General features: G+C 72.2%; 6 protein-coding genes. 4 read left to right on the forward strand and 2 right to left on the reverse strand.

Annotated elements, in window-relative coordinates; translation table 11 throughout:
* Genes ACZ53K_RS19345 through ACZ53K_RS19360 form a run of 4 tightly spaced genes read left to right on the forward strand, consistent with a single transcriptional unit; the run spans position 1 to position 4,988 of the window.
* A complete protein-coding gene (locus ACZ53K_RS19345; protein ID WP_468837798.1) occupies positions 1-1,131 on the forward strand; it encodes a cupin domain-containing protein in 1,131 nt (376 codons plus the stop codon).
* Between the two features lie 12 nt (positions 1,132-1,143).
* Positions 1,144-2,397: a cupin domain-containing protein gene (locus ACZ53K_RS19350; RefSeq protein ID WP_468837801.1), complete on the forward strand. Its 1,254-nt coding sequence runs from the start codon at positions 1,144-1,146 to the stop codon at positions 2,395-2,397.
* Positions 2,397-4,418 (forward strand): glycogen debranching protein GlgX, encoded by a 2,022-nt coding sequence (glgX, locus tag ACZ53K_RS19355; protein ID WP_468837804.1) that lies wholly within the window; start codon positions 2,397-2,399, stop codon positions 4,416-4,418. The genes ACZ53K_RS19350 and glgX overlap by 1 nt, the downstream gene beginning before the upstream one ends.
* A gap of 57 nt (positions 4,419-4,475) precedes the next feature.
* A complete protein-coding gene (locus tag ACZ53K_RS19360) occupies positions 4,476-4,988 on the forward strand; it encodes a DUF2165 domain-containing protein (RefSeq protein ID WP_468837807.1) in 513 nt (170 codons plus the stop codon).
* A gap of 155 nt (positions 4,989-5,143) precedes the next feature.
* Here ACZ53K_RS19360 and ACZ53K_RS19365 read toward each other — a convergent pair whose 3' ends face one another.
* Both ACZ53K_RS19365 and ACZ53K_RS19370 read right to left on the reverse strand, forming a co-directional pair.
* Positions 5,144-8,983 carry a type I polyketide synthase gene (locus tag ACZ53K_RS19365; RefSeq protein WP_468837810.1) on the reverse strand — a complete coding sequence of 1,280 codons (3,840 nt, stop codon included), beginning with the start codon at positions 8,981-8,983 and terminating at the stop codon, positions 5,144-5,146.
* Entirely contained in the window at positions 8,976-14,543 is a 5,568-nt protein-coding gene (locus ACZ53K_RS19370; protein ID WP_468837812.1) for a type I polyketide synthase, read from the reverse strand. The genes ACZ53K_RS19365 and ACZ53K_RS19370 overlap by 8 nt, the downstream gene beginning before the upstream one ends.
* Positions 14,544-14,555 lie beyond the last annotated feature (12 nt).

Raw genomic sequence — 14,555 nt, forward strand, 5'->3', positions numbered from 1 at the left:
ATGGACAGCCGCTTCGACGAGGTCTACACCCACCCCGAGAACGAGATCTTCCGCGTCGTCTTCTACCCCGACCGGATCTACCACGCCCGCTACCTCAACGCGACCCGCTCCTCCCGCTACCGCTACTACGTCGCCGAGGTGCGCGGCTCGGCGGACGGCACCGCCATCAAGGGCGACGTCTTCCTCGGCGGCACCAAACTCTGCCCGATGCTGCGCATCGAGTACTCCGGCATCCGCCTCGTGGAGCAGGCCAGGGAGTTCAACCGGCGGCTCGGACCCCGTACGAAGGCGTGGCTGAAGGTCACCGGCGAGGACCCGGCCGACTCCGCCGAGGCCATCGTCACGCTGCACTGGGACCCGGTGATCGGCGCGTACGCGACGGAGATCTGGGAGACGCTGGAGCCGCCGGACGGCACCGCGCACGACCACCGTGTCCTGCCGCTGATGGGCTGCAACGCGCCGATCACGCGGGTGCCGCAGCTGTCCCCGCTGCTCGGTTCGGTCTCCGAGGTCGCGATGGCCTTCCGCGAGGACGGCGTGCTGTACCCGACCGGCCAGCGGCTGGGCAACCCGCAATGGGACAACGCCTACCTCCGCTCCCATCAGGAGCCGCGTACGCAGGTGCCCAGCGACCCGCAGAACACCGTTGCGGACAGCAACTACCTGCTCGACTTCCAGCGCGGCTTCTTCATCCCGGACGCCTCGCAGATCCAGCCGGTCAACTACCGCAACGCCATGACCGACGAGGGAAATCCCGAGCGGCGGGACGACAACATCGTGCAGATGCGCTGGCTCTTCCAGCGCGAACTCGGCAGCGACCTGGTGTTCTTCCACGAGGTGACGGTGCCGCCCGGAGCGGTGGAGGGCACCCACCGGCACATCGGCTCGGAGGAGCTGTACTACGTCGTCGCCGGCACCGGCACCGCGTACATGAGCGACGGCGACGACCCGACGACCGCGAACTACCCGCTGGTCGAGCGGCCCGTCTTCGGCATCGGCCCGGTCAAGTGCCGTGAACTGCCGGTCAAACCGGGCAGCGTGCTCTACACCAAGAGCGGCGGCGTGCACGGCATCCGCAACCCGGGCACCGAGCCGCTGAAGTTCGTCGCGTTCCTCTACCACACCATCTGAGGCGGTCCCGCGATGCCCAAGATCGTGCACACCGACTCGGTCTTCCGCGTCGACCCGGTCAAACCGCCGGACTACGCGGAGGCCAACCCGCTGCTGAAACTGCTCGGCCTGGTCGAACACACCCGCTTCGCCGCCGAACGCGAACTCTACGAACCCGCCTCGCTCCAGCACCTGTTCCCGCTGCGCACGCTCCAGCTGTACGGGCCCGCCTCGCCCAACCAGGACCAGCTCGATCCGGCACAGCAGGACGACAAGACCGACTTCCAGAAGCAGAACGTCCGCGACTTCACCCTCGCCGACACCCGGGCGGTACGGGGCTGGGCCGAGATCGGCGACTGGCGCGGCCCGTTCCTCCAGCTCTCCTACCGGGGCGGCCCGGACTCCGCCCTGTGGCGCGAGGCGGGCCAGCTCGGCGACGCCATCGGCTGCGTGCTCTCCGTCCAGGGCAGCCGCCCGGTGCCGGTCCGTGTGCCGTACGACGAGGAAACCGACTTCTACACGATCGAACTGTGGGGCCGGGTCGGCGACGGCCTCCGCGACCTCCTCGGCCCGCGCGGCCGGACGGCACTCGACTCCGGACTCCTGCAACCGCGCCCGGACCTCGTCACCGGCCTGGGCCAGGACTTCCACCGCGACCAGATGACCCACCAGGACCTGCGGCTGGTCGCCCCGCGGCACGCCATGCACCCCGTACTTCCCTGCTACATCGACGTGCGCTGGACCGCGAGCCCGGACGGCGCCGGCTCGGCCGACCCGCCTTCCGGATCGGTACGCCTGGGTTTCGAGATGAAGATCCGCGGCTGGGACCACTACCTGGGCGTCGGCACCAGCGCCAACCCGCACGGCGGCGTCGGTTTCCTCGAATACCGCACGCTGTTCAGCGAGTACGGCCGCTGGGCGGGCGGCGACGACCTGCGGCGCGCCCTGGAGCCGTACAACCTCGACGCGTACGGCAACAAGGGCCATATCAGCGGCGACGTGGAACCCTTCCTCGCCGTCACCTACATGGACCTGCATGTCCTGGACCCGGCCTGCGGCATCGGTCTGCACCGGCACCGCGACAACCAGGAGGTCTTCCTGATGCTGGAGGGCGACGGGCTGATGGTGATCGGCGACTGGGCCGACTCCGGCAGCCGGGCGCGCTCCTTCGAGGTGCGCCGGCTGCCCGCCGGTCATCTCGCCCTCCTCAAGGGCGGCAACCTGCACGGCCTGATGAATCCGGCGGACCAGCGGGCGTCCCTCTTCATGTTCGGCGGCTACGACTGATGACGACTCCCCCTGCCTCCCCCACTCCCGGCGACCCGTACCGCCCAGGCGCCCATTGGGACGGCTCCGGCACCTCCTTCGCCGTGTACTCCTCGGCGGGCGCGTACGGCGGCTCCGTCGAGCTGTGCCTGCTCGGCGAGGGCGGCGAGCGGCGGGTCCCGATGGCGGTAAACTGCGACCTCTGGCACACCTACGTACCGGGAATACGCCCTGGTCAGGGTTACGGCTACCGCGCGCACGGCCCGTTCACGCCCGCACGGGGCCTGCACTTCGACCCGTCCCGGCTGCTGCTCGACCCGTACGCGCGGATTCTGCGGCCGACCGGAGCCCGCACGCTGCTCCCACTCGTCGCCGACCCGGCATTCGACTGGGGCGACGACCGGCCGCCGCGCCACCCCTGGTCAGCGACGTTCCTGTACGAGACGCACGTCAAGGGCCTGACCGCGCAGCACCCTGACGTACCCCCGCCCCTCCGAGGCACATACACCGGCCTCGCGCACCCCGCCGTCATCGAACACCTCACCCGCCTCGGCGTCACCGCCGTCGAACTGATGCCGGTGCAGCAATTCCTCCCCGAACCGTTCCTCCTCGACCGCAACCTGACCAACTACTGGGGCTACTCCACCATCGGCTTCTTCGCGCCGCACGCCGCGTACAGCTCCACGGGCCACGACGGCGGCCAGATCACCGACTTCAAGCACATGGTGAAGGCCCTCCACACCGCCGGCATCGAGGTCATCCTCGACGTCGTCTACAACCACACCGCCGAAGGCCCGCCCGACGACCCGACGCTCTGCTTCCGCGGACTGGCCAACGAGATCTACTACCGCCTCGACCCGGCCGACCCGTCCCGCTACGTCGACACCACCGGCACCCGCAACACCCTCAACGCCGGCCGCCCCGAAGTACTGCGCCTGATCATGGACTCGCTGCGCTACTGGGTCGCCGAGATGCACGTGGACGGCTTCCGCTTCGACCTGGCCGCGACCCTGGCCCGCCAGTACGGCTACGTCGACCGCCTCGCCGCCTTCTTCCACCTGCTCTACCAGGACCCGGTCGTCGGCCGCGTCAAACTCATCGCCGAACCCTGGGACGTCGGTGCGCCCGACAGTTACCAGGTGGGCCGCTTCCCGCCCGGCTGGAACGAGTGGAACGACCGTTACCGCGACACCGTGCGCGACTTCTGGCGGGGCCGCCCCGCCGTCGGCGACCTGGCGAGCCGGATCGCCGGCTCCTCCGACCTGTACGCCCCCGAGCGACGCGGCCCGGACGCGTCCATCAACTTCGTCACCTGCCACGACGGCATGCCCTTGACCGACCTGGTGACCTACGCGCGCAAACACAACGAGGCCAACGGCGAGAACAACCGGGACGGCACGGACGACAACCGCTCCGCCAACTACGGCACCGAGGGCCCCACATCCGACCCCGCCATCATCTCCGTCCGCGAACGCCAACGCCGCAACATGCTCGCCACCCTCCTCCTCTCCCAGGGCTGCACGATGCTGTACGGCGGCGACGAAATCGGCCGTACACAACGCGGCAACAACAACGCCTACTGCCAGGACAACCCGACAAGCTGGTACGACTGGTCGGTCCCCACCCCACTCACCGACTTCGTACGCCGGGCGGTCGCCCTCCAGCGCGCGCACCCCGTCCTCCAGCGCACCACCTTCCTGACCGGCTCCGGCGACCCACCCGACATCGCCTGGTACGACCGCGACGGCCGCCCGATGACCGCGGCCCGCTGGAACGACCCGGCCACCCGCTTCCTGGCCTTCGTCCTCGCCGGAGACCGCGCGGCAGCACCGGACACCGACCTCCTCGCCCTCCTCAACTCCGGAGCGGACGCAGTGGACTTTCCCGTCCCGGGCCGGTTCGGCGCGGTGTACGAGGTGGTGCTGGACACCACCGCCCCGGACGGCGCCCCGGCGGCTTCCGCCACCCTGAAGACCGGGGACGTGTGCACGGTCCCGTCCCGTACGGTCCTCGTCGCGACGGCAGAACTCCCCGGCGGTTGACGGCGCCCGTAAAGTTCCCGGGGACAACACTCCACCGCAGGCCAGGGGGAACCGGGGATGCCCGCCACCAGACCGATACAGGCCCTTCCACTCGCGGCGACCGTGCTCACCGGCACGGTCGCCCTCTACATGGCACTCGTCGCATTCGGCAACATCACCGACTTCGGCACCAACCAGGCTTTCGTCCAGCACGTCCTGGCCATGGACACCACCTTCAAGGACCCCGACCTGATGTGGCGGGCCGTCGAATCCCGCACCCTCCAGAACATCGCCTACACCCTGATCATCGCGTGGGAGACGGCCGCGGCGCTGGTACTGCTCGCGGGAACCGTGCTGTGGGCGCGGGAAATGCGCGGGCGTGGCGGGTATTCCGGTGCGCGGCGGGTCAGCACTCTCGGGCTGCTGATGGTGCTGCTGCTCTTCGGCGCCGGGTTCATGGCGATCGGCGGCGAGTGGTTCTCCATGTGGCAGTCGAAGAGCTGGAACGGGTTGGACGCGGCGGCGCGGAATGTGGTGCTGGCGGGGGTGGCGCTGGTGGTGGTGCAACTGCGGGGTGGGGAGGAGCGGTAGCTCCGTAAGAGCCTGTGTCATAAGGACGCAGCCCTCTTCCGGATGGTGTACGGAAGAGGGCTGCGGAGGGTTGATCAGTGTGCTTGATCAGCGGGCAGGCTTGATGCGTGCTCGGGTCTCGGACAGGGTGGCGTCGGGAAGACCGGGAACGGTCGTCATATGGGCTGCACCTCCGTCAGCCAGTCGTGCAGGTTCGCTGAGATCAGGTCGGCGTGCTGGGACAGGATGGTGAAGTGATCGCCGGGCAGCCTGCGTACGCGGTGCGCCAGTTCGGCCGGGAACGGGTGGTCCTCCGAGCTGGTGGGCAGACCCGCGACGACCTCGCTGGCGAGCAGGTGCAGGATCGGCGCCTTCAGCGGGCCGGGCCGCCAGTTGCTGAAGATCCTGCTGTAGCCGCCCATCGCCGCGATCTGGCCGCTGGTGGTCACGGTCCGGTCCGGACGGTCGAGCGACATGCCCATGAGGTCACGTCGTCGGATCTGCTCACGCATGAATTCGCTGCGGGTCTCGGTCTGGTCCATCGCCTCCTCCGGCAGGTACGAGTCCAGCAGCAGCAGCGCGGTGACGGGGACGCCGGTCTGCTCCAGATGTGCGGCCAGGTCGTGCGCCAGCCAGCCGCCCGAGGAGTAGCCCGCGATGATCAACGGGGTGTCGGCCAGCTCACGCCGCAGCGGTTTCGCCAGCATCCGCATCAGGGCGGCACGGTCGGCGGGCAGCGGAGCCTCACCCGCGAAACCGGGCGACCACAGCGACCACACGTCGGACGCGGGGTCCAGCCCGGCGTGCAGGTAGGAGTAGGGCAGGTCCAGGTTGGGGAAGATCGGCGGGGTGAGGCCGACGACCGTGGGGCCGCCCGCGCCCGTTCCCACCCAGCGCAGTTCGGCGAGATCGCGCGGGTCGTCCTGGTCGAACGTGTCGCGGGTCTCGGAGGCCGCACGGGCCAGGCGGAGGGCGACGTTGATCCGGCCGTTGCGAATCGCCCGGATGTAGAACGAGGCCAGGCTGCCGTCGCTTTCGTCGGCGTCCCCGGACGCCGGGTCCACCGGCCCGGTGCCGGATTCGGGGGCCTCGTTCCCGGGCCGGGCGGTCCCCGCGATCTCGTCGAGCGTGCCCTCCTCGGCGCGGGTGGCCAGCTTTTCCAGCACGCGCTCGGTGAGGTCGACCACCGTGGGGTAGTTCAGCACGTCGGAGAGTTCGATCTCCACACCGGTACCGTTGGTGAGTTGATCGCGCAGATCCTCCGCGCCCAGTGAGTCCATCCCGAGATCGCGGAACGTGTCCTCGGCGTCGACCTGGTCGTCCGGTCCGTTGCCCAGCGCCCGGTCCAGGCACTCACGCACCAGCGTCTCGACGTGGCGTGTGCGCTCCTGTTCGGGCAGTGCCCACAGCAGAGCCGCGGGCGAGCGCCGATCGGGCTCGCGCGTCCCGGGGTCGTCGGAGATCAGCACCGGCATGGTCCACTCGCGCTCGATCCAGTACCGGCTGCGCTGGAAGGCGTAGCCGGGCAACGGGATACGCCGCGCGCCGGTGCCGGACAGGACGGCACGCCAGTCCACCGCCGCGCCCATCACGTACGCGCGGCCCAGCGCGCGCACGATCGCCGCTGAACCGGTCACCGCGCTCTCCGTCTCCTCCGGCACGGCCAGCACGGCGGGACCGTCGGACAGCGCGGCGGCCGTGCCCGCGGTGTCCCCACCGAACACGATCAGCAGTCGATGACCGTCGGCCCGCAGCTCGCGGGCAGCCGAGCCGGGTTCGGCAGTTGGCACTGTGCGGTAATCGTCCTCGGCCGGACGGTCCCGCAGCCAGCGGCCGGTGTCCCCGCACAGCACCGGCACACCGGGCGCGGGGGGCGGGACCTCCACGACGTCGGGTTCCACGCCCACGGGGCACCCGGCCGCGATCCGCAGCGCCGAGGACAGGGGCAGCCACCCGACCGCCCAGGACGCGGCCAGCCGGCCGGATCCGTGTCCCGCCAACGCCGCCGGGCGCACCCCGGCCGCGCACCACATGCGTGTCACACCGGTCAGCACGGCCAGCGTGGCGGGGGCCAACACGTCCGGCCGGTCCAGTGGTGGCGCGTCCGGGTCACCGCGGAGCACATCCGTCAGAGACCAGCCGACCAGCTCGGCCAGCACTGCCGCACATGCGGAGAGGTGCTCGGCGAACGGCTCGGCCTCGGTGTACTGCGTGGCCAACGCGCGTACCACGGCCGGGGTGCACTCGTGTGGGTACAGGAACGCGGTGGTGCCGTTCCGTACGGCGGTGCCGGAGACCGCCACCGTGGCGCTCCCGGTGTCGTTCCGGCCCGTGCTCAGCGCGGTCAGGCCCGCGGCGAGGTCGGCCGGGCGGGAGCCGAACACCACCGCGCGGTGCGGCAGGTGCGCCCGGGTGGTGGCCAGCGACCACGACAGGTCCAGCAGGTCCGGGCGCGCCCGGTCGAGGTACTCGTGCAGCGCGGCCACCTGCGCGGACAGCGCCTGTTCGGTCCTGCCCGACAGGGTCCAGGCCAGCAGCGGCGGGACGGCCCGGTCGCCGGGCTCGATGTCCGGGTCGGGCCCCGGGTCCTCCAGGATCACGTGCGCATTGGTGCCGCCGACTCCGAACGCGGACACGCCCGCCCGCCGGGGGCGCCCGTCGCGCGGCCACGGGACTGCGCTGGTGAGCAGTTCGACTCCGCCCTGCGCCCAGTCGACCCGGGGGGTCACCGTGTCGATGTGCAGGGTCCTGGGCAGCGTGCTGTGCCGCATGGCCAGCACCATCTTCACCACGCCGGCGACTCCGGCCGCGGCCTGGGTGTGGGCGAGGTTCGACTTCACCGCGCCGACCAGCAGCGGCGGCCGGTCGCCGCGGTGGCGGCCGTACCCGGCCAGCAGCGCCTGCGCCTCGATCGGGTCGCCGAGCGCGGTACCCGCGCCGTGCGCCTCCACCGCGTCGACGTCCGCGGGCGACAGGCCGGCCGAAGCGAGCGCGTCGGCGATCACCTGCTGCTGGGCGGTTCCGTTCGGGGCGGTCAGCCCGGAGGAGGTGCCGTCGGAGTTGATCGCCGATCCGCGCAGCAGCGCGAGCACCGGGTGGTGGTTGCGGCGTGCGTCGGAAAGCTTCTCCAGCACCAGCATCCCGGCGCCCTCGCCCCACGCGGTGCCGTCGGCGGCCGAGGAGAAGGGCTTGCACCGCCCGTCCGGCGCCAAGGCGCGCTGCCGGGCATAGTCGATGAACAGCAGCGGGCTGGACAGGATGGTCACCCCGCCCGCGAGCGCCAGGGTGCACTCGCCCGCGCGCAGCGACTGTACGGCCAGGTGGATCCCGACCAGGGACGAGGAACAGGCGGTGTCCACCGTGAGCACGGGCCCCTGCAAGCCGAACACATAGGCCAGTCGGCCAGAGGTCACGCTGCCCGCGTTGCCGATGGAGAGCTGGCCCAGCATGTCCTCGGGCATCTCGCGGACCGCCGTGGCGTAGTCCGCGTTGGACAGGCCGAGGAACACGCCGGTGCGGCTGCCGCGCAGCCCGGCCGGATCGATACCGGCGGACTCCAGCGCCTGCCAGGTGACCTCCAGCGCGATCCGCTGCTGCGGGTCCATGCCGAGCGCCTCGCGCGGCGAAATGCCGAAGAACTCCGCGTCAAAGTCGGCCGCGTCATCGAGGAAGGCACCGTGCCGGACGTAGGAGCGGCCCGGCGTGCCCGGTTCCGGGTGGTAGATCTGGTCTTCGGTCCAGCCGCGGCCGGCCGGGAACCCGGTGATCACGTCCCGCTCCGCGGCGAGCAGTTCCCACAGTTCCTCCGGCGAGCCGACCCCACCGCCGAACCGGCAGCCCATGCCGACCACGGCCACCGGGTCGTCGACGGGGTTCTCCAGCTCCCGCAACCGCTCCCGGGTGCGCTGGAGTTCCGCGGTGACCCGCTGGAAGTACTTGACGAGCTTCGGGTCCTCGCCCACGGCTTTCGATTCCTCTCCGGTCGGCCGGGCGGTCCCGGCTGCTGGCTCACGCATCGCCGAGTTCCCGGTCCACGAAGGCGTAGAGCTGGTCCACGGAGGCCGAGCTCAGCTCGTCCACCCCGGGCCCCGGCTCGCCGTCCAGAGCGCGCAGCGCCGCCCGCAGTCGTCCGCGCAGCGCGTCGCGCTGCGCGTTCTCGCCGGCCAGCGCCTCCTCGACCGCCTGCGCGAGTCCGGAGAGCTGATCCGGGCCGCGCTCGGCAGGGCCGTCCGCCGGTTCCTCCGCGCCGGCGGCATCCGGCGCGACCTCCGTACCGAGGTGCGCCGCGAGGATGGCCGGAGTGGGGTGGTCGAACACCAAGGTGGCGGGCAGGTTCAGACCCGTGGCGGTGTTGAGCCGGTTGCGCAGTTCGACCGAACTCAGTGAGTCGAATCCGAGGTCTCCGAACGGACCGTCAGCGGGCACCCCGTCCGCGGACGGGTAGCCGAGCACGGCCGCGATGTGCCCGAGCACCAGGTTGAGGAGCTGCCGGTCCCGTTCGGCGGGGCTCAGCCCGCCCAGCCTGCGGGCCAGGTCCGCCGGGGACTCGGCGGGCGCGGCGGACCGCGCGGAGCGCCGGCGGCGGGCCGGGCGGACCAGATCGCGCAGCAACGGCGGAATGCCCTCCTCTCCCAGGCCGGCCACGGTGACCAGGTCCAGCCCGATGGGCACCAGGTGGGCCCTGTCCGAGCCGGTCGCGGTGTCCCAGAGGGCCAGGCCCTGCTCGACGGTCAGCGCGCGGATCCCGGTGCGGTCCATGCGGGCCCGGTCCGCGGCGGCCAGCCCGCCGCCCATCCCGTCGGTCGTGCCGGTCCCGCTGTCCGGCGCCCACAGGCCCCAGCCCAGCGAGCGGGCCGGGAGCCCGGCGGCGGCCCGCTGGTTCATGAGCGCGTCCAGGAAGGCGTTCGCCGCGGCGTAAGCTCCCTGGCCCGCGGTGCCGAACACGCCGGCGGCGGAGGAGAAACACGTGAACCCGACGAGATCGAGCTCCCGGGTCAACTCATGGAGGTGCCAGGCTCCGTCGACCTTCGGCGCCAGCACGTTCTCCACCTGCCCGTCGGTCAGCGACTCCACCAAGCCGTCGTCCAGCACACCGGCCGCATGGACCACGGCGGTGAGCGGGTGTGCCGCGGGCACCTCGGCCAGCACCCGGGCCACGTCGTCCCGCCGGGCGACGTCGCCGCGCGCCAGCTCGGCGTGCGCGCCGAGCTCGCCGAGTTCGGCGACCAGTTCCGCGGCGCCGGGGCTCTCCGCGCCACGGCGCGAGAGGAGCAGCAGCCTGCGGGCGCCCCGGCTTGCCAGATGCCGGGCCAGCGTGCGGCCCAGCGACCCGAGTCCACCGGTGATCAGCACGGTGCCGTCGGGATCGGGCGTGCGGGCGGCCACGCCGCCGTCGCTCTTTGCCGGACCGTCGTCGCGGTGCAGCCGGGGCACCAGCAGCTCGCCCGCGCGCAGCGCCACCTGGGGCTCACGGGCCGCGGACGCGACGGCGACCGCGTCGCGCAACGCGGTGTCGGCCGGCTCGTCGACGTCGACCAGCAGAAGGCGGCCCGGGTACTCGTTCTGTGCTGAGCGGGCCAGCCCGTGAGCCGCGGACAGTGCCAGGTCGGGTTCGTCGCCCGCACGCACGCCGAGCGCGCGCTCGGTGCGGACCACCAGCAGCGAACCGGCGAACCGCTGGTCGGTGAGCCACGCTCGCAGGTACCCGGTCAGCTCGGTGAGCGCGGCGCGGACCCGTGCGGTGACGTCGTCCCCGGCGGGACGGGCCGGGCGTAGCACCACCACCGGCGGCACCGGTTCCTCCGCGTCCGCCAGCGCCGCGAGGTCGAGCCCACCGATCCCAGGGTCGTGCCATCCACCGGGATCGTCCACTGTGGATGGCCGGCGCGCGGGCACCCAGTCCTGTGCCAGCAGTTCCGCGCCGTCCTCGGCCGGTCCCAGCAGGTAGGACTCATCGGCGGGCAGCGGCCGGAACGCCAGGGAGTCCGCCGTGGCCACGGTGGCACCGGTCTCGTCCGCCAACGTGATCGCCACGTCACCGTTCCCGCCGGTGGCGTGCACCCGCACCGTCGAGGCTCCGGCCCGGAACAGCGACAGCCCCGACCACGAGAAGGGCATCGAGCCGCTGCCCTCGTCGATTCCGTCCAGCTGCGGGCCGAGACCGACCGCGTGCAGTGCCGCGTCCAGCAGCGCCGGGTGCAGGCTGTAGCGCTTCGCGTCCCCCGCCGCTTCGGCGGGCAGGGCGACCTCGGCGAACATCTCCGAGCTCCCGTCGGGGTGGTCGCGTTGCCAGAGGGTCCGCAGACCTCGGAACGCGCCCTCGTAGCGGAAGTGCCGGCCCTCCACCACCTCGTCGTAGACGTCCGCGACCGGAATCTCCCGCACATCCCTCGGCGGCCACTGCGCGAGGGCCGTGTCCGGCGTCGCGGTGCGGATACCCAGGTAGCCGAAGGCGTGTGACCGCCATGGGCCCGGCTCGGCCCGGCCCACGCCCTCCGGCCGGGAGTACACCCGTACCGGGCGGCGGCCGGTCTCCTCGGTGGTGCCCACCACCACCTGTACCGACACCCCGCCGTGCTCCGGCAGGATCAGCGGCGCCTCGACGGTCAGCTGTTCGAGCAGGTCGCAGCCGACGTGCTCGCCCGCGGCCAGCGCCAGTTCCACGAAGCCGGTGCCGGCCAGCAGGGGGATGCCGCGCACCCGGTGGCCCCCCAGCCAGGAGTGCGACTGGAGGGACAGCCTGCCGGTGAGCAGCACGCCGTCGCCCTCGGCCGCGGACACCATGGCGCCCAGCAGCGGGTGGCCCACCGGGAGCAGCCCGGTGGAACGCAGGTTCAGCCCGTTCCCGTCCGGCACCAGCCAGTACCTCTCGTGCTGGAACGCGTAGCCGGGCAGGTCCGCCGTCCTGGCGGGCGCGGCGGGCAGTACGGCGGGCCAGTCCACCTCCACGCCTTGCGTGTGCAGCGCGCCGAGGGCGAACAGCACGTCCTTGGTCTCGTCACGATCGGGCCCGCGCAGGGTGGGCACCCTCGCCTCGTCCGGCCCGGCATCCCGCCCGGCCAGCGCGGAAAGCACCGCGCCCGGTCCCAGTTCGAGCAGGACGCGTGCACCGGCCTCGCGTGCGGTGCGCAGCCCGTCGTGGAAGCGCACCGCCTGCCGGACGTGCGCGGTCCAGTACGCCGACGAGCGCAACTGCTCCGCCGTGGCCGGCTCGCCGGTGAGGTTGGAGATCACCGGGATCTCCGGATCGTGCGTCGTCAACCCGTCCACAACCGTGCCGAACTCGGCCAGCATCGGCTCCATCAGCGGCGAGTGGAACGCGTGGCTGACCCGCAGCCGCCGGGTCCGCCGTCCCCGGCCCGCCCAGTCGGCCTCCAGTTCTGTGATGTCTTCGTCCGCACCGGAGACGACCACCGTGTCCGAGGCGTTCACCGCCGCGACGGACACCTGCCCCGCGCGCCCCGCCAGCCAGGGGGCCAGCTCCTGCTCGGTGCCCTGTACGGACAGCATCGCGCCGCCCTCTGGCAGCGCGGCCATCAGGCGGCCTCTGGCGGCCACCAGCCGGACCGCGTCCGGCAGCGACCACACCCCGGCCACGTGCGCCGCGCTGATCTCCCCGATCGAATGTCCCAGCAGCAGGTCCGGGCGCACACCCCAGGAGTGCATCAGCCGGAACAGCGCGACCTCCACCGCGAACAGGGCGGCCTGGGCGTAGTCGGTGCGGTCGAGCAGGTCCGGTTCGCCGTCGAGCACGGCCCGCAGCGGACGCTCCAGCTCCCGGTCGAACAGCTCGCACACCTCGTCGAACGCCTCGGCGAACACCGGGAAGGAGGCGGCGAGCTGCCGCCCCATGCCGGGCCGCTGCGCGCCCTGGCCGGTGAACAGCATGCACAGCCCGCCGCCGGCCGCGGCGCCCACCGCCACATCGGGGACCAGGCCCGTGTCGAGGTGACTGCGCAGCGCGGAGGTGAGTTCGGCCAGGTCCCGGCCGGGCACTGCCAGCCGGTGACGGAAGTGGGTGCGGCGGGTGGCCAAGGCATGCGCCAGCCCCTCGGCGGAGGGAGCGTCGCCGGACTCGGCGAAGGCCAGCAGCCGGGTCGCCTGGGCGCGCAGCGCGTCCTCGGTCCGGCCCGACACCGTCCACACCAGACCGGCGGACGGCTCGGCGGGCTCCGGCGCCTCCGGCTCGACGTGCTGTTCCAGCACGACGTGGGCGTTGGTGCCACTGATCCCGAAGGAGGAGACGGCGGCGCGGCGCACTCGGCCGGTCTCCGGCCAGGGCATCGCGTCGGCGAGCACGCTGACCCCGTCCACTCCCCAGTCCACCTTCGGGGTGGGGCTGTCCACGTGCAGCGTCTTCGGCGCGAGACCGTGCCGCATCGCCATGATCATCTTGATGATGCCGGCCACGCCGGCCGCGGCCTGCGTATGCCCGATGTTGGACTTCAGCGAGCCCAGCAGCAGCGGCCGGCCGGGCTCCCGGTTCTGGCCGTAGGTCGCCACCAGCGCGGTGCCCTCCACCGGGTCGCCGAGCGGGGTGCCGGTGCCGTGCGCCTCGACCACGTCGACGTCCTGGGTGGACAGTCCGGCGTCGGCGAGCGCGGTACGGATCACCTCCTGCTGGGCGGTGCCGTTGGGTGCGGAGAGCCCGTTGCTGGTGCCGTCGGAGTTGACCGCCGAGCCGCGCAGTACCGCGAGCACCTGATGGCCGTGCCGCCGCGCGTCGGACAGCCGCTCCAGTACCAGAAGACCCGCCCCCTCGGCCCAGATCGAGCCGTTCGCCCCGGCCGCGAACGCCTTGATCCGGGCGTCCCGGGAGGTGACGCCCTGGCCGCAGAACTCGACGAACGTCTCCGGGGTGCTCAGCACCGTCACACCGCCCGCCAGCGCGATCGGGCACTCGCCGGCGCGCAGGGCCCGCATCGCGAGGTGGGCGGCGACCAGGGAGGACGAGCAGGCGGTGTCCACGGTGAGGGCCGGGCCGTGGAAGCCCAGGGCGTAGCTGATCCGGCCCGAGATCACGCTCATGGTGTTGCCGGTGATGCCGTACTGGGAGAACTGGTCGGTGCCTTGCCAGAGCATCTCGTAGTCGTTGCTGGACGCGCCGACGAAAACCCCGGCCCGCTCGCCCACCAGCGAGTCCGGCAGGATGCCCGCGGACTCCAACGCCTCCCAGGCCAGCTCCAGCACCAACCGCTGCTGCGGGTCCATCACCAGCGCCTCGCGCGGGGAGATCCCGAAGAACGCGGGGTCGAAACCGCCCGCCCCGCTGAGGAAGCCGCCCTCGCGCACGTAGGACCGCCGCGCCTGCTGGGAGTCCGGATCGGCGTCGTAGAGCTCCTCGATCGGCCAGTGCCGGTCCTCGGGGAAAGGCGAGATGGCGTCCGTGCCCGCGGCCACCAGGTCCCACAGCTGGGCAGGCGAGGCCACGTCGCCGGGCAGCCGGCACGACATGCCGATCACCGCGATCGGCTCGGCGGACTGCTCGGTCGCGTCACGCAACTGCTCCCGGGTGCGTAACAGATCGGTGGTGACCCTTTTCAAATACTGCCGGAGCGTGCTGACTTCATCGGACATGAACGACTCCCT

This window comes from Streptomyces sp. NPDC033221, from assembly GCF_055577005.1.

Coding starts and splice junctions, on each gene's coding strand:
- ACZ53K_RS19365 (WP_468837810.1), bottom strand. CDS start 8,983: ATGCGTGAGCCAGCAGCCGGGACCGCCCGGCCGACCGGAGAGGAATCG.
- ACZ53K_RS19360 (WP_468837807.1), top strand. CDS start 4,476: ATGCCCGCCACCAGACCGATACAGGCCCTTCCACTCGCGGCGACCGTG.
- ACZ53K_RS19350 (WP_468837801.1), top strand. CDS start 1,144: ATGCCCAAGATCGTGCACACCGACTCGGTCTTCCGCGTCGACCCGGTC.
- glgX (WP_468837804.1), top strand. CDS start 2,397: ATGACGACTCCCCCTGCCTCCCCCACTCCCGGCGACCCGTACCGCCCA.
- ACZ53K_RS19345 (WP_468837798.1), top strand. CDS start 1: ATGGACAGCCGCTTCGACGAGGTCTACACCCACCCCGAGAACGAGATC.
- ACZ53K_RS19370 (WP_468837812.1), bottom strand. CDS start 14,543: ATGTCCGATGAAGTCAGCACGCTCCGGCAGTATTTGAAAAGGGTCACC.